This is a genomic window from Cohnella baijiui (assembly GCF_020731285.1).
GTDB lineage: Bacteria > Bacillota > Bacilli > Paenibacillales > Paenibacillaceae > Cohnella.
The window spans coordinates 1-23,709 of sequence record NZ_JAJFOW010000059.1 but is presented as its reverse complement, the minus strand read 5'-3'; the positions used below and the strand labels follow the sequence as shown (position 1 = coordinate 23,709).

24 protein-coding genes are annotated in these 23,709 nt (G+C 62.4%); 21 read left to right on the top strand and 3 right to left on the bottom strand.

Annotated elements, in window-relative coordinates; genetic code table 11:
• The first annotated feature begins 21 nt into the window (after positions 1-21).
• The 13 genes from LKX83_RS29970 (at position 22) to LKX83_RS29910 (ending at position 12,161) form a co-directional block, all read left to right on the top strand.
• Entirely contained in the window at positions 22-1,407 is a 1,386-nt protein-coding gene (locus LKX83_RS29970; RefSeq protein ID WP_227886606.1) for a glycosyltransferase family 2 protein, read from the top strand.
• A 187-nt stretch (positions 1,408-1,594) separates the two neighbouring features.
• Complete coding sequence (locus tag LKX83_RS29965; RefSeq protein ID WP_227886603.1) at positions 1,595-1,882, top strand: nucleoside-diphosphate sugar epimerase; 288 nt, start codon at positions 1,595-1,597, stop codon at positions 1,880-1,882.
• 69 nt (positions 1,883-1,951) lie between these two features.
• Positions 1,952-2,287, top strand: a complete 336-nt coding sequence (locus tag LKX83_RS29960; RefSeq protein ID WP_227886601.1) for an alpha-helical endospore appendage domain-containing protein — start codon at positions 1,952-1,954, stop codon at positions 2,285-2,287.
• Positions 2,284-2,598, top strand: coding sequence for a hypothetical protein (locus LKX83_RS29955; protein ID WP_227886600.1), 315 nt, complete (start codon positions 2,284-2,286; stop codon positions 2,596-2,598). The genes LKX83_RS29960 and LKX83_RS29955 overlap by 4 nt, the downstream gene beginning before the upstream one ends.
• Positions 2,585-2,866: a hypothetical protein gene (locus tag LKX83_RS29950; protein WP_227886599.1), complete on the top strand. Its 282-nt coding sequence runs from the start codon at positions 2,585-2,587 to the stop codon at positions 2,864-2,866. Before LKX83_RS29955 ends, LKX83_RS29950 begins: the two co-directional genes overlap by 14 nt.
• Before the next feature lie 653 nt (positions 2,867-3,519).
• Entirely contained in the window at positions 3,520-4,647 is a 1,128-nt protein-coding gene (locus LKX83_RS29945) for a CgeB family protein (RefSeq protein ID WP_227886598.1), read from the top strand.
• A gap of 26 nt (positions 4,648-4,673) precedes the next feature.
• The gene (locus LKX83_RS29940) at positions 4,674-5,813 is read left to right on the top strand and encodes a CgeB family protein (protein ID WP_227886597.1); all 1,140 of its coding nucleotides are present in this window, start codon (positions 4,674-4,676) and stop codon (positions 5,811-5,813) included.
• A gap of 130 nt (positions 5,814-5,943) precedes the next feature.
• Positions 5,944-7,515: a glycosyltransferase family 4 protein gene (locus LKX83_RS34535; protein WP_227886596.1), complete on the top strand. Its 1,572-nt coding sequence runs from the start codon at positions 5,944-5,946 to the stop codon at positions 7,513-7,515.
• 4 nt (positions 7,516-7,519) lie between these two features.
• Positions 7,520-8,611: a non-hydrolyzing UDP-N-acetylglucosamine 2-epimerase gene (gene wecB, locus LKX83_RS29930; protein WP_227886594.1), complete on the top strand. Its 1,092-nt coding sequence runs from the start codon at positions 7,520-7,522 to the stop codon at positions 8,609-8,611.
• Positions 8,604-9,587 (top strand): SDR family NAD(P)-dependent oxidoreductase, encoded by a 984-nt coding sequence (locus tag LKX83_RS29925; protein WP_227886592.1) that lies wholly within the window; start codon positions 8,604-8,606, stop codon positions 9,585-9,587. The genes wecB and LKX83_RS29925 overlap by 8 nt, the downstream gene beginning before the upstream one ends.
• Positions 9,584-10,468 carry a dTDP-4-dehydrorhamnose reductase family protein gene (locus tag LKX83_RS29920; RefSeq protein WP_227886591.1) on the top strand — a complete coding sequence of 295 codons (885 nt, stop codon included), beginning with the start codon at positions 9,584-9,586 and terminating at the stop codon, positions 10,466-10,468. The genes LKX83_RS29925 and LKX83_RS29920 overlap by 4 nt, the downstream gene beginning before the upstream one ends.
• Positions 10,450-11,412: an NAD-dependent epimerase/dehydratase family protein gene (locus tag LKX83_RS29915; protein WP_227886589.1), complete on the top strand. Its 963-nt coding sequence runs from the start codon at positions 10,450-10,452 to the stop codon at positions 11,410-11,412. The genes LKX83_RS29920 and LKX83_RS29915 overlap by 19 nt, the downstream gene beginning before the upstream one ends.
• Positions 11,409-12,161, top strand: coding sequence for a glycosyltransferase family 2 protein (locus LKX83_RS29910; protein WP_227886587.1), 753 nt, complete (start codon positions 11,409-11,411; stop codon positions 12,159-12,161). Before LKX83_RS29915 ends, LKX83_RS29910 begins: the two co-directional genes overlap by 4 nt.
• Positions 12,162-12,240: 79 nt before the next feature.
• Here LKX83_RS29910 and LKX83_RS29905 read toward each other — a convergent pair whose 3' ends face one another.
• The 3 genes from LKX83_RS29905 to LKX83_RS29895 form a co-directional block, all read right to left on the bottom strand.
• Positions 12,241-13,626 carry a glycosyltransferase family 2 protein gene (locus tag LKX83_RS29905; RefSeq protein WP_227886585.1) on the bottom strand — a complete coding sequence of 462 codons (1,386 nt, stop codon included), beginning with the start codon at positions 13,624-13,626 and terminating at the stop codon, positions 12,241-12,243.
• 15 nt (positions 13,627-13,641) lie between these two features.
• Entirely contained in the window at positions 13,642-14,364 is a 723-nt protein-coding gene (locus tag LKX83_RS29900; RefSeq protein WP_227886582.1) for a glycosyltransferase, read from the bottom strand.
• A gap of 120 nt (positions 14,365-14,484) precedes the next feature.
• Positions 14,485-15,492 carry a ketoacyl-ACP synthase III gene (locus tag LKX83_RS29895; RefSeq protein ID WP_227886581.1) on the bottom strand — a complete coding sequence of 336 codons (1,008 nt, stop codon included), beginning with the start codon at positions 15,490-15,492 and terminating at the stop codon, positions 14,485-14,487.
• Between the two features lie 409 nt (positions 15,493-15,901).
• On the opposite strand from LKX83_RS29895, the gene LKX83_RS29890 reads away from it, so the two are divergent.
• The 8 genes from LKX83_RS29890 (at position 15,902) to LKX83_RS29855 (ending at position 23,463) form a co-directional block, all read left to right on the top strand.
• A complete protein-coding gene (locus tag LKX83_RS29890; RefSeq protein WP_227886578.1) occupies positions 15,902-16,633 on the top strand; it encodes a YhcN/YlaJ family sporulation lipoprotein in 732 nt (243 codons plus the stop codon).
• A gap of 68 nt (positions 16,634-16,701) precedes the next feature.
• Positions 16,702-17,064 carry an SGNH/GDSL hydrolase family protein gene (locus LKX83_RS29885; protein ID WP_227886576.1) on the top strand — a complete coding sequence of 121 codons (363 nt, stop codon included), beginning with the start codon at positions 16,702-16,704 and terminating at the stop codon, positions 17,062-17,064.
• A gap of 134 nt (positions 17,065-17,198) precedes the next feature.
• Positions 17,199-17,423, top strand: a complete 225-nt coding sequence (locus LKX83_RS29880) for a helix-turn-helix domain-containing protein (protein WP_185673447.1) — start codon at positions 17,199-17,201, stop codon at positions 17,421-17,423.
• 208 nt (positions 17,424-17,631) lie between these two features.
• Positions 17,632-18,060, top strand: coding sequence for a hypothetical protein (locus LKX83_RS29875; RefSeq protein ID WP_227886574.1), 429 nt, complete (start codon positions 17,632-17,634; stop codon positions 18,058-18,060).
• Positions 18,061-18,246: 186 nt separating this feature from the next.
• Entirely contained in the window at positions 18,247-19,335 is a 1,089-nt protein-coding gene (locus tag LKX83_RS29870) for a glycosyltransferase (protein WP_227886573.1), read from the top strand.
• The gene (locus LKX83_RS29865) at positions 19,332-21,569 is read left to right on the top strand and encodes a methyltransferase domain-containing protein (protein ID WP_227886570.1); all 2,238 of its coding nucleotides are present in this window, start codon (positions 19,332-19,334) and stop codon (positions 21,567-21,569) included. The genes LKX83_RS29870 and LKX83_RS29865 overlap by 4 nt, the downstream gene beginning before the upstream one ends.
• Positions 21,570-21,669: 100 nt before the next feature.
• Positions 21,670-22,743, top strand: coding sequence for a glycosyltransferase family 4 protein (locus LKX83_RS29860; RefSeq protein ID WP_227886569.1), 1,074 nt, complete (start codon positions 21,670-21,672; stop codon positions 22,741-22,743).
• Positions 22,744-22,821: 78 nt separating this feature from the next.
• Positions 22,822-23,463: an ABC transporter ATP-binding protein gene (locus LKX83_RS29855; RefSeq protein WP_227886620.1), complete on the top strand. Its 642-nt coding sequence runs from the start codon at positions 22,822-22,824 to the stop codon at positions 23,461-23,463.
• The last annotated feature ends 246 nt before the right edge of the window (positions 23,464-23,709 follow it).

The following is a 23,709-nucleotide window of genomic DNA, read 5'->3' as shown; positions in this document are numbered from 1 at the left end:
AGGACGAAGGAGGAGAGGGGCATGGCCACAGGGATTGGGCGATCGTCCGCCCGCCGCTTCCGGAGTAGCCCGCCTTTGCGGATCCGGCGAAGCTCGCGCAGACAGGGCGGCCGAAAACGCCGGCCATCGCCGGTGCCCGCGTCGAAACCGTATGAGGACGGCTTCGCCAACGGCTACCGCGAAGGGGTTCAGTCCGGACTGCAAAGCTATGATACCTTGTTCGAAGGCACGAGCATCATCATCCCGACGTATAATCAGCTGGCGCTCCTTCAGCAATGTTTGGCCAGCATTATGGATCATACCGAACTGCCCTACGAGATGATCGTCGTCGACAATGCCTCCACGGACGGGACCGCCGATTATTTGCGCAAGCTCGGCGGCGCGGTGCGCTATCGCGTGCTGGATCGCAACCAGGGTTTCGCCGGCGCGATCAACGCGGGGTTGATGATGGCCAAAGGACGGACGCTGCTGCTGCTGAACAACGATACGCTCGTCACCGATCGTTGGCTCGACAATCTGCTCGCTTGCCTGAACAGCGACGAGCGCATCGGCATGGTCGGGCCGCTGACCAACTACAGCAGCGGGGAACAACAGATGAAAGTCCCGTACGGCGACATCGGCGAGATGTATGCCTACGCCAAGACGTATAACGTCTCGAATCCGGCTTTGTGGCGCCGCACGGACAGGTTGGTCGGCTTTTGCTTGCTGCTCCGCCGGGAGCTGTTCGAGCAGGTCGGCTACTTCGACGAAGGCTTCCAATTCGGAAACTTCGAGGACGACGACTACAATATTCGAGTCCGTCTGCTCGGCAAGTCGCTGGTCGTCGCGGCGGATACGTTCATCCATCATTTCGGCAGCGCCAGCATCAAAGCGCTCGGGGACCGGTTCAACGAGATCAACGAGCGCAACGAGCAGTACTTCCTCTACAAGTGGCAGCACGGGACGGAATGGATCCACGCGACGCACCGGTATTTGGCCCGTTCCCCGCAAGGATTGAAGGGGATGGTTTCGTTGTTTCCGAGCCGCGTTGCGGTACGTGGCATCGGCGCGGGCGTCTACTGGATCGAAGAGGGGGCGAGGCGGCTCGTGGAGGGGGTTCTTACCTTCGAACCGGTCCGGGTCTCTCAAACCGATCTGAGGCAGTGGCCGATCAGCGAGCCGATTTCCGCCGAGGAGGCGGAGCGGCGTTGGCGGGGCGTAGAGACGACGGAGGGCGTCGTCGCGCTGCCAGACGGCACGCTTTACCACCTCGAGGAAGGCCGTGCCAGACGAATCGCCGGACCTGCGGCAATGGAGGGTTGGCATTTGCATCTGAAGCGGATGGAGGTCATGCAGCCGGAGGTGCTGGCGGCTTGGGAGGAAGGCCTGCCAATCATCGCGCCTCCGCTCCTGCGGCAAGCGCTCTAGCATCGCGACGATAAAGCAGTCCGCCGATCCAACGGCGGCTGCTTTTTTGTCGTTTGCCGCGGCGTTTTGAAAGGGGGAAAACGTTCGCCGAAAACATCGTCCCCGGCATCGGTGGCAAGCGAGCGGAGGCGGCATATGCTGTAGAAGGTTCGGCAAACGCGCCGGGGACAGGGATGGAGGAGTCGGCATGCAGGATTTGTTAACGGAAATTGTCGTCCATTTGTCCCAATCGCATCAGTATATGGCGAGGATCTTGGACGCCAAGAGGCAAGAAACGATACGCATGTCGCAGTTGGTGATGGCCATCCCGGACGTGCATCCCGAATTGAATGGGTTGGAGGGTCTGATGGAGAGCTCGTCGGACGTGACGAAAAGCGTAATCGCATATGTCAACGGGCTTGCCGAGCTTCACGAGGCGCTGGCGGACGGCCTTGGGACGGTCGTCAAGGCGGCGGACATCCAGGAAGAAGAATAACAGCCGAAGCTTCGCCGTCGGCCGCTTCGGATTTCGATTGAGGCCTCGCGCGGAGAGGAGGACGAGGGGATGAATAGAGAGGACGCGTACCGGCTGACGTTGGACGCCATCGCCAAGATGCAGTGGAACATGGCCATGATCCTGGAGGCAAAGGCATTCGAGACGGAGAAGGTGCGCAACTGGATTCTTACGCACGTCACGACCGACTCCGTGCAGCTCCACTCCCAGCAGCTGTCCGCGTCGCTGAAGTTCCACGAGCAGAACGTGGAACTACTCGACGGTTTGACGAAGCTGTGCAACGGGATGAACCGCAGCATGAAGTCGATCCTGACGCCGGCGGGCGAGGACGAAGGCGGCATGTCCGCGCTGCTAGGCGGCTTTGGTTCGGGGGATTCGGATTCATGAGCCGATTGAGCCGGGAGTGGGAAGTAAAGCTGTCCATGCTGGGCGCGATCGCTAAGAGCCAGGATGCGATGGCGCGCATCCTGGACGCCGTGGCGGACGTGGCCGGCAGCGGCGGCGCTACGCCGGCCGGTGTGCGAGAGCATGTCCGGGTCCTGTCCGGCTTGCAGGCGGCGATGCTTGGCTCGGTGACCGGCGTGACGTGGCAGCCGCCCAAAAGGGGGAAGCCCGCCGCGCCGTGGGTGGCGAGAGGGGCAGCATGTCGGTTCAAGCGCGAACGAGAATCGGAGGGAGATTGGGATGGGCGAGATTAGTCTGTCTGCGATACGCAAGGGCAAGCGGCGGCGGATCGTCCGTAAACGCCGGGCCGTCGCGAGGCCCGTCAAGCGGCGCAGAACGGCGGGCGCCCGCGGGACCCGTCGAGGCAAGCGGGCGCGCGTGGTGCGCGGCCGTACTGCCAAGGGCACGACGCGCCACCAGTATTCGAAGGGGTTCAACGCCGCGTACAAAGAAGGATACAATGCCGGGTTCGCCAAAGGATTCGAGGACGGCCATCAGTTGGCGTACGAGCAAAAGGCGTAGCCGCGCCGGCTCGGACGCGATCCCGGATGCATTCATATCGGCCGAGAATAGATCGGCCGCGAAAGCGGGTAAAAGGACCTTCCATACCGCCGCGGGCGAGGTGAAGGTCTTTTTTTTGGGGGTTTTGGGACGAAAAGACCCATGAAGGTAGTTCAACTACGCAGATTCTCCGAATGTGGCGGCATCACGCCAAAGTAGGTACCCTTTGCGTTGGTTTGTTCGATTTTTCGAATACGAAAGCCCGCTATCGCACTGAAATGCACGATTCTATTCGATTTTTCGAATACGAGTGTCCGCTTCCCCGCTAAAACGCACGATTCTATTCGATTTTTCGAATACGAAAGCCATCTGATGATACGAGTGCAAGCCTTGAACCAATTATCGGACGGATTTCCGGGGATTCGCCTGCGTGGACTAATCCACTACGCACGAAAGCCGCTACGCGTGTTCCGCAAACGCACCGGCACGAATCTCGTACCGCGCATAGGGTGCGCGTTCGGCGCGGTGCAGTCCCTCTCGGCCGCCCATAACGACTCGTCCCTATCGTAGGGGACAAGCGTCGGAAGGCGAATTGCCCGAATTGGCGCCTGCGGATGGATAAGGGTCCAAGTCCCCCCCAAGCGAGGCGCATATATTGAACTCGGGTGATGAACATGCCTTACAGGCGCGGAGTTAAACGGAAAGCCGGCAGGACCAGCCTTTCCTTTCGGCGCGGCGTTCGCGACGGCCGGCGCCAAGGCTGGCTGGACGGCTGGAGATTGGGGGCGTGCGAGCACGTGCTGGAGCATACGCCCCAGCCAGCCGCACGGCGCAGGATGCTGCGCGTGCTGTACGTTCCGCAAGGATTCGAAGCGATCGACCGAGGGGTGGCCGCGGCGCTGGAGCAGACCGTCCAATTGACCGTCGTCGATCCGACACTGCTGCATGCCACCGCCGAACAGCTTCGCCCGGATGCCGTTCTGGTCATGAACGGCCTTCATACGTTTCCGGCGAATCATCTCGAGCAGATCGACGCGGTTCGCCGCCTCGGCATCCTGACGGCGATCTGGTTCGTGGACGATCCATACGTCTCGGGAGACACCGCGATCATCGCCCCCCGGTACGACGTCGTGTTTACGCACGAGCGTAGCTGCGTGCCGCATTACCGGGCGCTCGGGTGCAAGGAGGTCTATCACTTGCCGCTCGCCGCGCACCAGGAGCTGTTCCGCCCGATGGCGGTGCCGGAGGCGTACCGGACGGACGTCTGCTTTATCGGCGTCGCCTTCTGGAATCGGGTGAAGCTATTCGACCATATCGCGCCCTACCTGAAAAACAAGAAGGTGCTCCTTGCAGGCAGCCTATGGAACCGCATGGAACGTTTTTCCGACGTCTCCGCCTACGTCCGGGACGGCTGGATCGAAGTACCCGAGACGGTCAAGTACTACAACGGCGCCAAAATCGTCATCAACGTCCACCGCACGCCGGAGCCGCTCAGCGACAACAAAAACACGCACGGTTGGGGGGCCGAATCGGTCAATCCCCGCACCTTCGAAATCGCTTCGTGCGGCACGCTCCAGCTCACCGATCAGCGTCCGGAGCTGCCCGATCATTACGATGTCAATTCGGAGGTGATCTCCTTCCGAACGGCGGAGGAGCTCATGGATCGGATCGAATATTACCTGCGGCACGAGGAAGAACGATTATGGGTTGCGGCCCGCAGCTACAAGCGCACCCGCGCACAGCATACCTTCCTGCATCGGGTCGGATACCTGCTTGACGTGCTGCAGCAGCCCCGCCCGTAACCCGAAGACGACAGGAGGAGATCGGCTTGCTACGGAAAAAAGGGCGTTCGGCTTTGCGCAGGGCGGTCTTGCGGAAGCGGAAGACGCGTTCGGTCGAGAAAAAAGGATTTACGCTCGGTTGGCAGCACGGATACTGGTACGGGCGCTGCGAATCGATGATGCGCAGCACCGTCGTGCCGACGTACCGGAGAGACATGCATCTGCTGTTCGTCACGTCCGGCAAAGGATTCCCGTACAGCCCCCTGGACGAAGGGATCGGTCAAACGCTTCAGGGACTGGTCGCGCGCGTGTCGGTGCTTGCGCCGGTCGACGATATTCTCGGCTTCGCGGAAAGGGAACGTCCGCATCTCGCGCTTATTCTGGAAGGGATGAATCTTCCGGTCGCGTACGCGGATCGGATGCGGGAGCTCGGGATCCGGACGGCCATCTGGTTTACGGACGATCCTTACTATACGGACGTGACCTCCGCAATCGCCCCGCACTATGACTTCGTATTCACGCTCGAACGCAATTGTGTCTCTTTTTATCAACAATTGGGGTGTTCCCGAGTGCATTACCTGCCGCTCGGCGTGAATATGAACGCCTATCGTCCGCGCAATCCCCGCTACGCACTCCGGGGTGACATCTGCTTCATCGGCACGGCCTACTGGAACCGGATCCGGCTATTCGAGGAACTGCTGCCGCAGATCGCGCACCGCAAGTTCCATTTGTCGGGCCTGTGGTGGGACCGCCTGTCGAAGTACGACCGCTGGAAGGAACGCATCGATCTCGGCAAGTGGCTCGGGCCGGAGGAGACGGCCGAGCAGTACAACGCGCACAAGATCGTGATCAATGTCCACCGCGCGCACGACGACGACACGTTTAACCGCAATTTGGCGAACATCCCGGCCGTCTCCCCGAACCCGCGCACGTTCGAGATCCAGGCTTGCGGGACGCTGCTGATGACGGACCACCGGGACGATCTCGCGCTATTTTACACGCCCGGTGTTGAGATCGTCACATACGACTCCGCCGCGGATATGGCCGCCAAGCTGGACTACTATTTGAAGCACGAAGAGGAGCGGCAGCAGATTGCTATGCGCGGCCTTTACCGGACGCTCCGGGACCATACGTACGTGTCCCGCCTTTCCCAACTGCTGGATATCGCCACGGCCCCGCTCGTTTAGCGGAAGGGAACAGGGCCGATTGGCTTGCACGGTAGCTTCGCTACGGATGTAGCGTGATCATCACGCGCTTACTGCCGGGGCGTCCGGCGCCAAGCTGGACGGGCGGAGCGCGAAGAAGGAGTTGACGCCGGTGGCCGATCGTCCGAAGCTGCTCCTGTTCTCCCATTTGTGCGGACCGGACGTCGTGACGGGCGCCGAGAAGCTGCTCTTGCTGTTCGCCAAGGAGTTGAACAGGCATTTTCACTGCGTCATGGTCGTCCCGAAGGAGGGCGCGCTCGCGGTTCAAGCGAGGCAGAACGGCATGGAAACGGTCCTGCTGGACCTGCCGCTCGGCCTCGCCATCTATCTCGGCAGCCCGAACGTGCAGGAGGAGCTTCACGCGCTGAGCCAGCAACCCACGTGGGAGCCGCTCGTCTTTCTCCTGCTTCGGGAGCGGCCTGCTTACGTTTATGTCAATACCAGCGTCCATCCGATGCCGGCGATGGCCGCTTCCGCGCTCGGCATTCCGGTCATTTGGTCGCTCATGGAGACGCTTCGGGAGTCGCCGTACCGCGCGCTGGCCGCCGACGCCGTGAACGTCTACAGCACGCGGATCGTCGGCATCTCCGAGACGGTACTCGGCGCCCTGCCTCCCGAGCTGCGGGCAGCCAAAGGATCGGTGCTGCGCCCCTATCTGCACGCGGCAGACTACATGCCGCATCGCTGGCCGGAGGCGCGCGCGTCGCTCCGCAAGAGCTTGGGCTGGGGCGACCATCATCTCGTCGCGGGATACATCGCGGCGACGATCTATCCGAACAAAGGCTTGCGCGAATTCATTCAGGCGATGCTGCCGATTGCCGTGCAGAACCCGCGGGCGCGGCTCTTGATCGTCGGCATGCCGGTGGACGAGGAATACGTACAGCAGTGCAGGGAGCTGTTGCGCGCCGCAGGTCTGGCCGACCGCGCCGCCTGGCTGGGCTTCGAGGAGCGCATCGACGCGGTCTATCCTGCGATGGACGTCCTGGCGGTGCCGAGCCTCGTCGCCGAAGGCTTTGGGATGACGGCGCTCGAAGGCATGGCGTTCGGCAAGCCGGTCGTGTCGTTCGCGTCGGGCGGCCTCCAAGAGATTCTGGAGATGACCGGCAACGAGGCTTATCTCGTCACGCCGGGCAACGTCTCCGGGCTGACTTTCCGGATCTCGACCCTGCTGGACAACGAGCAGCTCCGCGCGGCCGTCGGGCGGCGAAACGCGGAGGAGGCGCAGCGCCTGTTCGGGATCGAGGCGTTTCGCGCGTCGCTGGACGGGCTTCTGCGCAGTTTGCCGCCGCCGGGCAGCTTCTCGCCCGCGCCGCCTGCGCCGTCGGGAGCGGCTCTTCCAGCCGCCGGGTTGGTACGGGGCAGCGGACCGACGGTATATTGGCTGAAAGGCGGCCGGCGCCGGCCCTTCCCGTCCGCGCGCGCCTTGCTTCGGAACGGCTTCCGCTTCGCGGACGTGCGCGAGGTGTCGGATCTCGCGCTGGAGGACGTGCCTCTGGGCAAGCCGATGCCGGAGCGTCCAATCCGCGGGCGAAAGTCGGCGGGGCGGCGCCGCAGAGGAGTGGGACGGCGCCGCAGAGGCCGTGCGGGGCGCCAGGTGCGCACCATCCTGTCCTACCGCCGGCGCCGGTCGAGGAGGCGATTGGCCCCCCGCCGCAAGTTGAAGATACGAGTACGAAGGAGGTAAGTCCGTGCGCATCGTCACCATCCTCGGTACCAGGCCCGAAGTCATCCGGCTCAGTCTCCTGTCCCGTTTGCTGGACGACATGGCGAGCCGTCATGTCATCGTGCACACGGGGCAGAATTTCTCCCGCCGGCTGAACGATATTTTCTACGAAGAAATGGGACTGCGCGCGCCCGACGTCCAGCTCTCCGCACGCAAAGAAACGGTGGGCGGCCAACTGTCCGTCATGTTCGAGGCGGTGGAGGAAGTGCTCCTGCGCGAGCGGCCCGACCGGGTGCTCGTCCTGGGAGACACGAACAGCGCCTTGTGCGCCGTGCTGGCAGAGCGGCTGGGTTTTCCAGTCGCCCACATGGAAGCGGGCAACCGCTGCTTCGACCTCGGCGTGCCGGAAGAAAAAAACCGCCGCGTCATCGATGCGGTGTCCTCCGTGAACCTGCCCTATACGGAGGGCAGCAAGATGAATCTGCTGCGGGAAGGCTTTCCCGTGCAGCGCATCGTCCGCTCGGGCAATCCGATCTACGAGGTGCTGAAGCATTACGAACCCCAGATCGCGGCTAGCGGAGTCCTCGAACGATTGGGGCTCGCGCCCGGCGGTTATCTGCTCGCGACGATCCATCGCGCCGAGAACGTCGACGATCCGGAGCGTCTGGCCGAGATCGTCCGGGGGCTGGGGCTCGCGGCGGGAGAACAGGGGCTGCGCATGATCTGCAGCCTGCATCCCCGAACGCAATCGCGTCTGACGGAGCAGATGGCGGAGCAGGTCTCCCCTCTGCTCGAATTCCACGAGCCGTTCGGCTTTTTCGACTTCGTGCAGCTCGAGCGGCACGCCCGCTGCGCGCTGACCGACAGCGGCACGGTGCAGGAGGAATGCTGCATCTTCCAGGTGCCGGCCGTAACGGTCCGGACGACAACGGAGCGGCCGGAGACGGTCGATTGCGGCAGCAACATCGTGACGGGCATTCATGCACGTCGGATTGCGGACGCCGTACGCGTCATGACGTCAATGAAGCGGGGGTGGACGCCGCCTGCAGGATATATGGACGAGGACGTGTCCTACAAGGTAGCCAAATTTTTGCTTGGAGGGAAAACGGATGTTTGAAGGACGACGCATATTGGTGACGGGGGGCACCGGCTCCTGGGGGCATGAACTGGTACGCCAGCTGCTGCCGCTGAATCCGGCCGAGATCATCGTCTTCTCGCGCAACGAGTCCAGCCAGGTGGCGATGAGCCGCTCGTTTAAAGACGAACGCATCTCGTATTTCATCGGGGACGTCCGGGATCGCGAAGCGCTGTCCAAGGCATGCCAGGGCGTGGATTTCTTGTTCCATCTGGCTGCGCTGAAGCATGTGCCGGTATGCGAAATTCAGCCGTACGAAGCGCTGAAGACCAACGTGCTTGGCACGCAAAACGTCATCGAAGCCGCAATCGAGAACCGCGTGTCGCGCGTCATCAATATCTCAACGGACAAAGCGGCCAATCCGTCGAACTTTTACGGGATGACCAAAGCAATCGGTGAAAAACTGATCGTGTACGCCAACCTGCTCAAGACCGACACCAAGTTCGTCTGCATCCGGGGCGGCAACGTGCTCGGCACGAACGGCAGCGTCATCCACCTGTTTATGAACCAGATCGCGAACATGGAGAAGGTGAACCTCACCCATCGGGACATGACGCGTTTCTTCCTGACGCTGCAGGATGCGATCCGTCTGCTGTTCAAGGCGACGGAGGAAAGCGTAGGCGGCGAAATCTTCGTCATGAAGATGCCGACCTGTCGCATCGAGGATCTGGCAAACGTGCTGATGGAGGCGATGGGTAAGCACGTTGATATCGTCGAGACGGGCGTTCGGCCGGGCGAAAAGCTGCACGAGATTTTGCTGACCGAGTACGAGAGCCAGACGACGGTCGAATACGACGACCAGTATCTCGTAATCCTGCCCACGCTGGAGATCGAGGGACTGCGGGAGCGGTATGGTAGCCATCTTCCGGTCGCGTTCAACAGCTTCAGCTCGAGCAAGTCGCTCATGAGCAAAGAGGAAATCCGGGATATGCTCGTCCGCGGGGGGTTCCTGCAATGAAAATGCTGCTGCTCGGCGGGAACGGAATGGCGGGGCATATGATCGCGTCCTATTTGAGGCGGACGACCGATCATGAACTGATCATCACCGTCCGGGCGACTTCGGAGGAGCGGCCCGGCCCCGATTCGGGCGCCGGTACCGCTTCTTCTGAAGGGACGGAGCCTCGGGTGCGGACGCTCGACGTTCGTGACCTGACGGCCGTCGCCACGTTGGTCGAGGAGACGAAGCCGGACGTCATCGTGAACGCGATCGGGGTGCTGAATCAGCAGGCCGAGGACCATCCGCTCGACGCCTATCTGGTGAACGGATTGTTGCCTCATTGGCTGCACCATCTGGGCAAGCGAGAGGGCGCGCGGGTCGTGCACGTCAGCTCCGATTGCGTCTTCAGCGGAGATCGGGGCGACTACGGGCTGGACGACGTGCCGGACGGCCAGTCGGTCTATGCCCGGAGCAAGGCGCTGGGCGAAATCCGCGGGCCGGGATGCCTCACGATCCGCACCTCGATCATCGGTCCGGAAATCCGGCCGTACGGCATCGGGCTCATGCAGTGGTTCCTCTCCTGCCAGGGACAGGTGAGCGGGTACGTCAACGTGAAATGGAACGGCGTCACGACGCTAGAGTTGGCCAAGGCGATCGTGTGGGCGCTGGATCGCCCGGAGCTGAACGGACTCGTTCATCTGACGGCGCCAGAGGCGATCAGCAAGCATGATCTGCTGCTCCTGATGCAGCGGACGTTCGACAAAAACGACGTCGTGGTCGCCCCGGATCCGCAACCGGTCATCGACCGCACGTTATCGCCCGGACCGCGGACGTGGCTCTATCAGACGCCAGACTATCCGGACATGCTGAGGGAGCTGAGCCGATGGATGATCGAGGCTTGAGCCCGATGCGGGTACTGGTTACCGGGGCGTCGGGCTTTAGCGGCAGGCATGTTTGCAGAACGCTGGCCGCCGCCGGTTGCGACGTGGCCGCGGTCGTCTCTCCCCGGTCCGCCGGGAAGGACGCGGGGGGGATCGAAGGAGCGTCGGTCGCGCACGTTTGCGATCTGACGGACCGGAAAGCGGTGCATGCGCTCTGCCGCTCTGCCGCGCCGGACGCGATCGTGCACTTGGCCGGCCAGAACGCGGTGAACGAATCCTGGAAGGCGCCGGATGCGACGCTTGCCGCGAATCTGATGTCCACCGCGTTTTTGCTCGAAGGCGCCCGGTCGAGGCCGGGCTGCCGTATCCTGGTCGTCGGCTCGATGCTGCGGGGCGCGGAAGACGGTCTTTCCGACTCGCTACACCCCTATGGCTTCAGCAAGACGGCCCAAGTCGCCGCGGCGCTCGCCTGGCACCGCTGGTACGGACTGTCCGTCGTTGTCGCCGAGCCGTCCAACCTGATCGGGCCGGGCGGCAGCCTCGGCCTCTGCGGCAAAATCGCCGTCTGGGCAGCCGGCGCCGAACGCCCGGCGCCGGGAGCGCGGGTCGAGCCGTTCCAGCTGTCTTCGCTGGAAGAGCGCCGCGACTTCCTCGACGTGCGCGACGCGGCCGACGCTTACGTGACGCTGCTCCTGAAGGGCGAGCCGGGAACCGCTTATGCGCTGGAGTCGGGCGCGCTGCGGACGCTGCGGGACGTGAAGGAGGCGTTCGATCTAGCGGCGGCGGCTCCGCTGCCCTGGCGCATCGGGCAGTCGTCCGCGCCGTCGCCGGCGCCTCGGGACGCGTCCGCCGCCTGGGCGCTGGGCTGGCAACCCCGCATCCCGTTCGAACGGTCGATCGCGGACGCGCTGGAAGAACAACGAGAGCGGCGGTGCCGCGAAGAGAAAGGAGAGGTCGGGACATGAGCGGCACGCATCCTACCGTGACGGCCGTCATTCCTTTTTACAACGATCCATTTGTCGGCGAGGCGGTCGAGAGTGCGCTCGCGCAGACGTACCCTGCGATGGAGATTATCGTCGTCAACGACGGATCGACGCGGGAGGCCGAGCGCCTCCTTCCCTACCGCGGGAGGATCCACGAGCTCGGCAAGGCGAACGGAGGCACCGCGACCGCGCTGAACCACGGCTTTCGTCTCGCTTCCGGCACCTACGTCGCCTGGCTCAGCTCGGACGATCGTTGGGCGAAGGACAAGATCGCGAAGCAAGTGGATTTTATGGAACGAAGCGGTGCCTGGATCAGCCATACGGGGTTCCGCTGGATGGATGAGAGGGGCAAGCCGGAGCGCCGGGCCGTCTGGCTGGAGTTCGAGAACATGCACGACTTTTACAAATCGTTTCTGAAGTCGAACGCGGTCAACGGCTGCACGGTGATGATGCGCAAGTCGCTGTTCGATCAGCTGGGCGGCTTCGACGAACGGCTGCCGTTCACGCACGACTACGATTTCTGGCTGAGGGCGATTCTCGGCGGCTATCCGCTGTCGTATTTGCCGGATGCACTGACGGATTACCGGCGTCATCCGGCGATGGGCTCGATCCGACACAAGGCGGAGATCGAGCGCGAGTTCCAGGCGGTGTCGCTCCGCTATCGCGACGAGATCGCGCGGCTCTTGACCGCGCTTCGGCCGCCGGCCCGCGTCTCGCTACGGGGAGGTTGACCGGGCGGAGGCGGAACGGCACGAGGGAAACAAGCGAAGCGCCGCGTTCGGCCGAGGAGGGCCGAGCGCGGCGCTTGCTTCAGGTTAGCGCCGGTCCTGGCGGAAGTCGCTTCAGCTGCGCTTCGGAAATCGGGGCTGCATGGCGCGGCGACCATCCGTAGGCGGACAAGACCTCCTCGCCCGCCAAGCGGCGCAGGCGTCCGCCTTCGCTGTAATAGTAGGCGCGACCCGGACCGACGAACAAGCGGTAATCCGGCAGCTCGAACGATTCCCATAGGTCGCCGGAGACCGGCCAGCCGCAGGGCAAAGCCAAAAGCGTCTCGTACGCGATCGGCACGGCATCGCCGGCACGCCATCCCCAGACGGCGAGCGAGCGCGGGTCGTGGACCGGATACCAGATGCCGCCGTTGACGAGATGCAGGTTGCCGATCTCGTCGGAAGCGAGGAATTGGTCGGGATAGCCCAGTGGGAACGGCAGCTTCGGATCGAGCGGCGCGCCCAACGGGAGGCGTTGGAGCACTAGATCGGCATTCCTTGCTAGCCGGTCCGCGGACAAACGGAAAAACGCGTAGGCTTCGATCGACACGACCGGCCGCTTGCGCCCCTGCTCGATCCGGTAGACGCCCGCGCTCCGATCCATCGCGTACCAGCCCCCGGGCAGGGCTCCGTCTTCCTGCGGCGCCGAATCGGGCGGCAAGGCGCCGACGCGCAGGATGAGACGCTCGGGATTGAAGCCCCAGCGCCGGATGAACGTCTTGCGGTTGCGGTCGGCGATCGTTGATGAGTCCAGCCGGTTCGCTTCGAAGCTTTTGTTGCCTTCGTGGTACACGTAGGTGTCGCCGGCGATCCGCAGCCGCCAACCGGCCCGGAGCACCCGATAGCCGAAGTCGATGTCTTCGTAGCCTCCGATCGCGAATCGCGTGTCGAGACCGCCGAGGGTTTCCCAGGCTTCCCGTTTGACGAGCATGCAAAAGCCGCTGATCGCGAGCACGTCCGCCCACTTGCCCGGATTCGGACGGTTGTATCCGTCCGCGAAGGCGTAGAACGCTTCAGGAGAGCCGGGCTGTGCCGCCAACGCGCGCTGCTGCAGCGGGAGGACGCAGTTCGAGACCGGTCCGGCGGCGGCGACGGAAGGCTCCGCGTACAAAGCCGCGTGCAATTGGGACAGCCACCGGGGAGAGACGAGGGCGTCGTTGTTCAGCAGGACCAGGCACTGTCCGCGAGCCGCCGCCGCCGCCCGGTTGCAGCCGGCGGCGAAGCCTTGGTTGTCCGCGTTGAAAAGCGCGCGAAGCTGGCCGCCGCTCCCCTCCGCGATCTCGCGCAGCCATGCGGTGGTGCCGTCGGTCGAGCCGTTGTCGACGAAGACGATCTCGTAGGGCAGGTCCGTGAATCGCAAGATGCTGTCCAGGCAGCGCTGGGTGAAGGCCAGATTGTTCAACGTCAGAATGAGGATGCTGGTTAACATCGCATGCCTCTCCGACTAGCGTAGAACCGCAAGCAGATTGTTGAGCACGTGAAGATAGCGGTCGCGCACCATGATGAACTCGGCGTTGACCTGATCGAGGTGGCGCACGGTTCCCATGCCTTCGTGCCAACGGTAGGCGGTCAAGGGTTGATGGATGAAGTGAAAATTGACCCCGGCCTGAATGACGCGCAGCCAGTAGTCGTAGTCCTGCGTGAAGCGGAGCGATTCGTTGAACGGGCCGATCCCTTGAACGAGGCTGCGGTGCATCAACGTCGTGCAGCCGTTGATCGGGCAAAAGGAATACAGCGCGCGGACGAAGTCCGCGGCGGATCCGAACTTGACGGCGAGCGAAGGCTTCAGCAACTCGTTGTGGACGCCGACCAGGTCGAAGTCGGTGCAGCTGATCTGCGCGTGGTGCTGCTGCATATAGGAGAGTTGGTTGGCGATCTTGTGTGGGTAGAAGCGGTCATCGGAGCTGAGCCAGGCGATGTACTCCCCCGAGGACATCTGAATTCCGTAGTTCAAGGCGCTGGCGGTCCCGCCGTTCGCCTTGCCGACGTAGTGGATGCGCGAGCGGTAAGGCGCAATAAGATGCTGATGCAATACCGATCCGTCGTCGACGACAATCACCTCGATATGGGGGTAGGTCTGCGCCAGGGCGCTGCTGATCGCCTGATCGACGAACCGGCAATTGTAAAAGGGAATAATGATGCTGACCAGGGGCGCGGAACCGGCCATCGGCAAAAGCCCTCCTTCAAACCTTCTCATTCATGACAAGGTATGGAGGAGGGGCTATGGCAGTCACGACGCTTGACCCTGGGCAAAGGCGTGTTTTCGAACCTGTGCAGGCATGGTCAGTCAGAGCGTCCAGCGGAGGAGCAGGCCGGCTTGGACCAGGCCGCTGCCGAAGCCGTAGAGGGCTAGCAATTGCCCGGCGGACAAGCGGCCGTCCCGCACGGCGAGATCGAGCGCGAGGGGGATGGAGGCGGACGAAGTATTGCCGTACCAAGTTGCGCTGTGCAGCGCCCGCTCGTAGGGGAAGTCCAGCCGCTCGCACATGGCTTCGATCATACGAAGGTTGGCGCTGTGCGGCACGAACCAGTCCAGATCGTTGATCGATAGGTCCGCCGAAGTGAGCAGTCGGCGAACGCCGCCGGGAACGGTCGAGACGGCCCATTTGTACACTTCCCGTCCGTTCTGGACGATGTTGCCGCCGCCTTCGAGCGTCTCGCCGTTCCACCGGTCCGACAGGCCGCTTGCATAGACGTGTATGCCTCCCGCGCCGTTCGTCTCGGCGTACGAGGCGAGAAAGCTGCCCTTCTCCGCGCGTTCGACGAGAACGGTTGCAGCCCCGTCGCCGAACAGGATGCATGTGGAGCGGTCTGCGTAATCGGTGATCTTGGTCAGCGTCTCGACGCCGATCACGAGGATTTTGCGGTATGCGCCGGTGAGCAGCAGACCGCCGGCCGTCTGGAGCGCCGATACGAAGCCGGCGCATGCCGCGTTCATGTCGAAAGCGAGCGCAGCAGGCATGCCGAAGGCCATCTGGACGCGGGCCGCGACGGAAGGGAACGGGGTATCCGGCGTCGTCGTCGCCACGAGGATGCCGTCGATATCCTCGGTCCGGGTCGGATACCGGTCCAGCAGATCGCGGACGGCGCGGACGGCCAGGTCGCTCGCGTATTCGTCCTTGCCGGCGACGCGGCGTTCCCGGATCCCAGTCCGGCGGACGATCCACTCGTCGTTCGTATCGACGAGGCGGGACAAATCGTCGTTCGTTAGCCGGGACTCGGGCACATAGCTGCCGATGGCGGTAATGGCGGCGGCGGAGCGAAAATCGCCGCCGGTCTGCGGAACGTTCGTCATGCAAATCTCCTCCTTAAGGTGGGGTACGGCCAACTTTATGCGAAAATCGTAGTTATAATACTTAGTATTAGTACCAGGTTCTAAGATTATCCTACCCCTTGAACGGCGTCGTGTCAACGGAAAATCGAACGGTGCGCGAATCCGCCTAGCATGAACGCTGCCCGCGAAGATACCCGAAGAAATCGGATTACAGCCTCAGCTTAGGCGTAATGCCTGCTGTAATCTGAAAAAATCGGCTTACAGCCCTGACCAAGGTGTTTTTTGCCAGCTGTACCCATGGGCCACGCACGCAGAGCGGAAACGGCACGAACCCCCTTCGGCGCTATCGCATAGCCCGCTCCCGGATCGGCCATCCTAAGGTTGGCGCAACACCGCCGACATCATCCGATCCAAGGGGGAATCAGGCTTCATGCGGAAAACTGCAGTCGTAACCAGCGTGCTGCTCAGCGCCGCGCTGGCCCTGTCGGGGTGCTCGAGCAAGCAGGGCGACCTGGGCAACAAAAACATCCGGTCCCAATCCTTGAACAACCGGTTCGCCAACGATGGCAGGAACGAGATGAACCGAATTCAAGGCCGCCAGCAAATCAATAACAACGTCGTTGGGTATCATGACAATACGCATCTCGAAGTAAGCCAAAAAATCGCCGACAAACTGGCTGCCCGTCCCGACATCAAGTCCGCCTACGTCATGTTGACGAACAACAACGCGTACGTCTCGATCGTCACGGAAGGCCACGGATCGGCGGACGGCTATACCGCCAAAGGGACGACGCACGGCTCGCCTTCGCTGCACAAGCGGATGAGCACGGGCACGACCGGCCAGTACGGGCATATGACCGCTACGCAGCAGCCGACCGCGCTATCGGAAAAGCTGAAAAACGAAGTCGGCGACGCCGTCAAAGCGATGGCGCCTCATGTGAACAACGTGTATGTGTCTGAGAACCCGGATCTTTACGGGCGTATGAAGAACTATGCCACGGCGGTCAGCGAGGGACATCCGATCCAAGGCTTGGTGACCGAATTCAACGCCCTGGTGAACCGGATCTTCCCGGAATCGACCGGAACGCATGCCCGCACGCCGGCCGGTACGCCTGCCGGTTACGGCACGACGAACGAAATCAAGACCCACAACATGCGCTAGCCCTGCCGGGCTTGCGCCTCCCGATCCCCAAGCGATGCTCGCCATCGACTGGGGATTGTTTTCGTTACGTGCCGCGCGTCGTCATCATCGCCATCGGCCAGCATGACTCGTCGACCTATCCTGGCATCGCGAGGGACAAGGAAGCCAAAATCCGATGGAGAACCGCTTACTTAGACGTGCTGAAGCGGTTGCGCGAGGCCTACTCAGATGCATATATTGTGCTGACCGCTATGCTGCTGAATCATCCGCCGGCGTGGGACGAAGCGCTGTTCGAGATCGCGCGGGAGCGCGGAGACGGCGGGATTCGCGCCTACCGTTACGCGAGAGCGGGCAGTTGCACGCCCGGACATCTCCGAAAGAGCGAGTCCGAGGAGACGGCCAGGGAACTGAACGCGTTTTTGAAGACGATGGACAATCCGTGGCAGGAGTAACCGGGACGCAACTCCACGAGCGCCCAAAATTACCGGGTAACCGCACCAGCATAAGCTGTCTTTCATAATATAAAGTCGACTGTACCCTTTACCTTGTAATCATTTCAATCCCGGGCAAGGAGGGGTGACACACGTTGAAAAGCAGCGACCACAAGAACAAATTCCTACTCACAAATCGGGAGCGCGAAGTCTTCGAACTGCTCGTGCAGGACAAAACGACCCGAGACATTGCCCAGCAATTGTTTATTAGCGAGAAAACAGTCCGCAACCACATCTCGAATGTGATGCAAAAGTTAAACGTCAAAGGTCGTTCGCAAGCGGTTGTCGAGCTGATCAAGCTCGGGGAGTTAAAAATCTGATCCGGTCGTCTGCTTGCATGTGGCAAGACTGGGACCGACCTTCTTTGCCGTCTCCTTCCGGAGGCGGGAGAGAAGGTTTTTTGGTTTTTGTCCGTAAAGGCCTTTCATTTTTCCGGAAATCCAACGAAACGGCCTCTACGGTTTGTCCATATCGCAGGGGCTTGCCTTACATAGAATGTAGGAGCCTGAAGCAAAGGAGGTGCTACAAATGGGAACATTTCTAGACTTGCGCAGCTCCGAAAACTCCAATACTACGGGTTTACCGGGAACGTCTCTCTCCGCGACGCCGGCCTTGTTCGGCGTCATCGGCCTGCAGACGCGCAGCGTGACCAATCCGATCGTCACGCTGACCGGCGTGATCGGCATTAGCAATCCGACCGTCGGCAACACGTTCACGATCCAAGTGCTTCGCGGCACGACGGTATTCAATCCTGCCAATGTTATTTTCACGTTGACGCAAAGCGTTCGGGTCGCATCTTTCAGTGACACTTACACCTTCACCGCACAAGACTTGCTTGCTCCCGCTGCGGCGGAAACGGTCTATTCCGCATTCGTCACGGGCGGTCCGCTGATCGTCACGAGCGGCGTCCGTACGGGTCCGGAAGTCTTCTGGGGCGTAGCCTCTAGCACGTTGTAACCCGTAAGCAAGTAGGTTAGTAGTTGCTCCACCGGAGCGGCGGCAACGGGACCGTTGCCGCCGCTTTAGTTTTTTGGGGTATGCCGGCAGCCGGCGCGCCTCAGCGGCTGTCCAAGCGTCCTTCGACTGACAAGCATAAGATGGGATGAAATCCGTCCCATGGATAAGGGACCGGGAGGGAATCGCGTGATCGCCATTAGTTTGTGCATGATCGTCAGAGACGAAGAAGAAGTGCTGGCGCGCTGCTTGGATTCCGTGCGGGATCTCGTGGACGAACTGATCATCGTCGACACGGGCTCGACCGACGGGACGATAGAGCTTGCAGCGCGTTATACGGATCGGATCTATACGTTCGAATGGATCGACGACTTCGCCGCGGCCCGGAACTTCGCGTTCTCCAAAGCGACGATGCCTTACGTCATGTGGCTCGACGCCGACGATTATTTGAAGGAAAGGGATCGGGAGATGCTTCGGGAGCTGAAGCGGACATTGGATCCCGAGGTCGATTCCGTCGTGATGGAGTACCACCTGGCCCTGGATGCGCAAGGGAATCCGGCGGCCATGTCCCGGCGCAACCGGATCGTCAAGCGTAGCAGGGGTTATCGCTGGTACAATCCCGTCCATGAATATCTGTTGGTCGACGGCAACGTTTATCTAACCGGGATTGCCGTGACGCATCAGCGGCAGCGGGACCATGGGGCCCGCAATCTGGGCATCTTGGAGAAGATGATCGCAACCGACGGAAACGTCGAAGGCCGGAACATCCTGTACTATGCGAATGAACTGACGGATGCGCGTCGTTATGCAGAAGCCGCGACGCAGTACCGCCGCTTCCTTGACGGAGAGGTCGACTACTTCGAGGACCACCTGCTTGCATGCTCCAAGCTGGCGGAATGTCTCCATCATCTGGGGGACAAGGAGGGCAAGCTGCGGGCGCTGCTGCAGACGATGGCGTACGACTTGCCGCGGGCCGACTTTTGCTGCTCCATCGGCTATTGCTTCGAGGAGCGAGGCCAGCCGGAGAAAGCAATCTATTGGTATAAGCTGGCTCTGACGCTGGAGCGCCCGCTGCATCATTTCGGCGTGCTGAACCTCATCTGCTGGACCTGGCTTCCACATCTCCAGTTGTGCATCTGCTACGGCTTGCTCGGCGAGTTGGATAAGGCATACGAACACAACGAGAAGGCGCTCTCTTATCTCCCGAACGATCCGAATCTGCGGCAGAACAAGCTGAAGCTCGAGCAAGCGATGGGAAAGGGGGCGTCGGGGTCGTGACGACGAGCATCGTTCTGGTGACGCACGGCCAGCTCGCGTTGACCCGGCGCTGCGTCGAGAGCATCCGCAAGCATACGCCGGAAGGCGCGTACGAGCTGATCGTCGTCGACAACGCATCGCCCGACGGGACGGCGGAATGGGCGCGCGGACAGGCAGATATCGTCCTGCTGGAGCAGAAGGGGAACGTCGGATTCCCCCGCGGCTGCAATCTGGGCGCCGCCGCCGCGCGCGGCGACCGGCTGCTGTTTCTGAACAACGATACCGTCGTTACGCCGAGGTGGCTGGACAATCTCCTTCAGGCGCTGGAGCATGACGACCGCGTCGGGGCGGTCGGGCCGTTGACCAACTTCGCCGCCTACGGTCAAGCCATCCCGGTGAATTACCGCAGCATGGCGGAGATGGAGCGGTTCGCCGATCGCCACAACGTCTCGTCGCCGGAGCGGTGGGAGCGGCGCCTCAAGCTGATCGGCTTTTGCATGCTGCTGAAGCGGTCGGTCTGGGAGCGGGTGGGACCGTTCGAAGAGCGCTTCGGCATCGGCAACTACGAAGACGACGACTGGAGCCTTCGAGCGGTCGCGGCGGGGTACCGGCTTTATCTGTGCCGGGACACGTTCATCCACCACGAAGGGCACGGCACATTCCGCTCCGACCGCAACGCGCTCGCCGCTGCGCTGCACGACAACGCGGCAGCTTTCGCCGACAAATGGGGCTTTCATCCGCACATCGCGACCAACGTGCGCGATGATCTGACGCGACTGCTGGACATTCGCGGAGACGCGTCCAGGACCGTGCTGGAAATCGGCTGCGGATGCGGTGGGGCGCTGCTCGACCTAGACAACAAGCGTCAAGGGTGGCGGTTGTTCGGTCTGGAGACGAACGAGCGCGCGGCGAAGATCGCCGCCGCCGTCGCCGAGCGCGTCTGGACGTCCGCGGCGGACGTGACGCCGCCGGACGGCATCGGCTTCGACGCGATCGTCTGGAGCGATCCGCAGACGCCGGTGACGCCCGAGACGCTTGGCTACGTCGCCGGCTGGCTGCGCCCCGGCGGGATTCTCGCCGCAAGCGTGCCGAACCGGCTGTACGCCGAATATGTCAAGGCGTACCTGGAGCCTGTCAACAAGCTGCGACCCGACGTGCTGCTGTCCAAAAAGGAGACGGAGGAACGGTTCCGCCAGAACGGTTTCGAGAGCGTCGAAATCGCGCCGGCTGCGCTCGACCGCTTCGACGAGGCCGCGGTGGAGAAGTTGGTCGCGCTGACGTCCAAGGATCGGAAGGAGGAGTTCGTGGCGATCTACTTTCTTGTCAGAGCGATCCGATCGCTGAGGACGACAGCGGCGCGGCAAAACGCTCCGGAGGAGCGCGGACCCGCCCCGGCCGAAGCGGCGGTGCCGGACTCCGCGCCCCCGGCGGGCGACGGACCTCGCCCCGATGCCGGCCGACGGACGGCCGAGTTGCCGAAAGCCCCGAAGAGTCAGCACGACGCCGCCTTTACGGGCGAGCGCCTCGTCATTCACGACTCTGTTATCCGTTCGCACCCCGACGTGTACCTGGAGCATTTGTACCGGTATTTGCTCGCGCTGCCTTATGTCCAGGGCAAAATCGTGCTGGACGCGGCCTGCGGCACGGGCTACGGAACCGCGATGATGAAGGATGGCGGGGCTCTCGACGTGGCGGGAGTCGATCTCGACCCGGGCTCGATCGAGCGCGCCAGCCGGGATTACGTCTCGCCGGGCGTCGGCTTCGCCGTCGCCGACGTGCTGAGCCTCCCGTTCGAGGCGGGCGCCTTCGACGTCGTCGTCTCGTTCGAGACGATCGAGCACGTCCCGGACGGAGCGGCATGGCTGGCCGAGGCGGCGCGCGTCCTGAAGCCCGGCGGTCGGCTCCTCGTCTCGACGCCGAACCGCGAGGTGACGAACCCCGGCCGGCGCTTTGGCGAGCCGGTCGGCAACCCGTACCATAGCTTCGAATACGCGCTCGGCGAGTTCGTCGGCGAGTTGACGAACTTGTACGACATCGAAGAGCTGTACGGGCAAACCTTCGTCGGACCGAGCGGACCGGTCGCGCCGGATTGGCGGGAGATCGGCGCCGTGTGGAGCGAGGCTGCCGTACTGTATCCGCAGCTGCCCGCGGAAGTCGCCAAGTATCACGTGCCGGTGTCGGTCGGCCGGATGAAAAACGCTCGCCCCGCGTACATGATCGCAGTATGCAGGCGCAAAGGGGAGAGCGGGGCATGAATGGCTCGCGAATCCGATGGCGGCCGTGGACCGGTATCGCTCCGGGCGGGACCGGCGTTCCGTTTTGGCCAATCCATTTTCAAATGTGGAGGTGCACGCGATGAGAATCCTGTTCTCCTATATCTTGCCGAGCGGAGGCATGGAGACGCTCAATCGGCTGCGCGCGGAAGCGCTGATCCGGCACGGCGTCCTCTGCCATCTGCACTACTGTTATCCGGGTTCCGGTCTGCAGAACAATACGAGCGGCATCCCGACCTTCGTTACGAACGACGACGCGACGATTCAGCAGCTTTTGCTGGCCGGCCAATATGACGCGATCGTCGTATCGAGCGACTTCATGGCACTGGAACGCTTCAGCCGGCTCGGATTCCGGGGCAAGCAAATCTACGAAGCGCAGGGACTCGGGCAATGGCACGAGGCGGTGCACGCGCTGACGGTATCCGCCCCGATGCTCCGCAGCCACGCGAATGCCGTGCTGTACCCGCGGACGGCGCATCTGACCGAGCTGTTCCAAGGAATGTTCTCCGACATCCGGCAGTTCAGCTTCGACAACCTGCTCGACACCGAGCGCTTCGGCTACCACCCGGTTCCGGTCCATCCGCATCCGATCATCGGGTGGGTCGGACGCATCGAAGCCAACAAAAACTGGCGCGACTACCTGCACATCGGCTACGAACTGATCCGGAGGGATCCGCATATTCAACTGTGGATGTTTGCGGACGCGTCGCTAAACCATCTGCAGGAGCAGGTTGCCTTCGAAACGATGGTCGCGCAGCTGGGGCTTGGCTCGTCGATCGTCCGCCATTCGAACGTCCCCTATTTGGTGATGTCGGACTACTACTCCATCATCGGGGATTCCGGAGGAATGCTGCTGTCGACGTCCATCCTCGAAGGGTTCGGCTACGCGGTCGCCGAGGCGATGCTTTGCCGTTGTCCTGTGCTCGCCACGGATTCGGACGGGGTCCGGGGCTTTATCGCCCATGACGCGACAGGCAAATTTTACCCTCACGGCAGAATCGATGTAGCGACCAAGCAGGCCCTGGAGCTGCTGACCGACCACGCGCTGCGGAATCGCATCCGCCAGCAGGCGCAGAGCCATACCGTCACGAATTACGCGCCGGGATTGTACTGCGGCCACTTTATCCGGATGATGAACGCGCTAGGCGTGTATTGAAAGCCGCCGTCAGGCTCGGCGCGTCCGCTTCCCCCGCATGGGGGATTTTTTTGTGCACGACGCTGGGCGGAAACTTTCATTTGGAAGGGAGAACGCTTCAAACGGAGCCAAGGGAAGGAAACTTGTTCGACCGTCCTGAACCTTGTCATCGGCTTCAGCAAGCCGTCGATCGGTCAGGTGACGGTAGACGGGGTGCCGATGGAGGAGCTCGACATGGCGGCCTACCGGTCGCGGCTTGCGGTCGTGCACCAGAGTACGGTGCTTTTCTCCGGGACGATCCGGGAGAACATCACCTACGGTCTGCCGTCGGTCAGCGACGAGAAGCTGGCGGAAGTCGTCCGCATGACGCATCTGGAGGACGTCGTCGCCCAGCTGCCGCAAGGGCTGGACACCGCGATCGGGGAGCACGGCGGCCGCCTCTCCGGCGGGCAGCGGCAGCGGATCGCGATCGCGCGGGCGCTGATCCGCGACCCGAAGATCATCCTGCTCGACGAGGCCACGTCGGCGCTCGACAACGAGTCCGAGTACCGCGTGCAGCAGGCGATGCAGGAGCTGATCAAGGGGCGGACCACCTTCATCGTGGCGCACCGTCTGTCCACGATCCGCGACGCCGACCGGATCGTCGTGATGAAGCAGGGACGCTGCGTCGAGATCGGCACGTACGACGAGCTGATGGCGAAGCAAGGTGAGTTTTATCAGCTGAAGCAGCTGCAGGCGTAAGGAGACGAGGTAGCGCGGCCGAGGGGCCGGACAGGAGCGGGGGGCCGCGCTTGTCCGGCTTTTTTTGTCCGTTTCGATGACGTTCAGGTCTACGACGCAACCGCATCGCCGTGTATGGTAAATGGGTCCGTACATGGCCGCTTTGCCGCTTTCGTGTGCCGATGTACGGTAAATGGGTTCGTACATGGCTTCTCTGCCGCTTCCGCGTGCCGATGTACGGTAAATGGGTCCGCACATGGCCGCTCT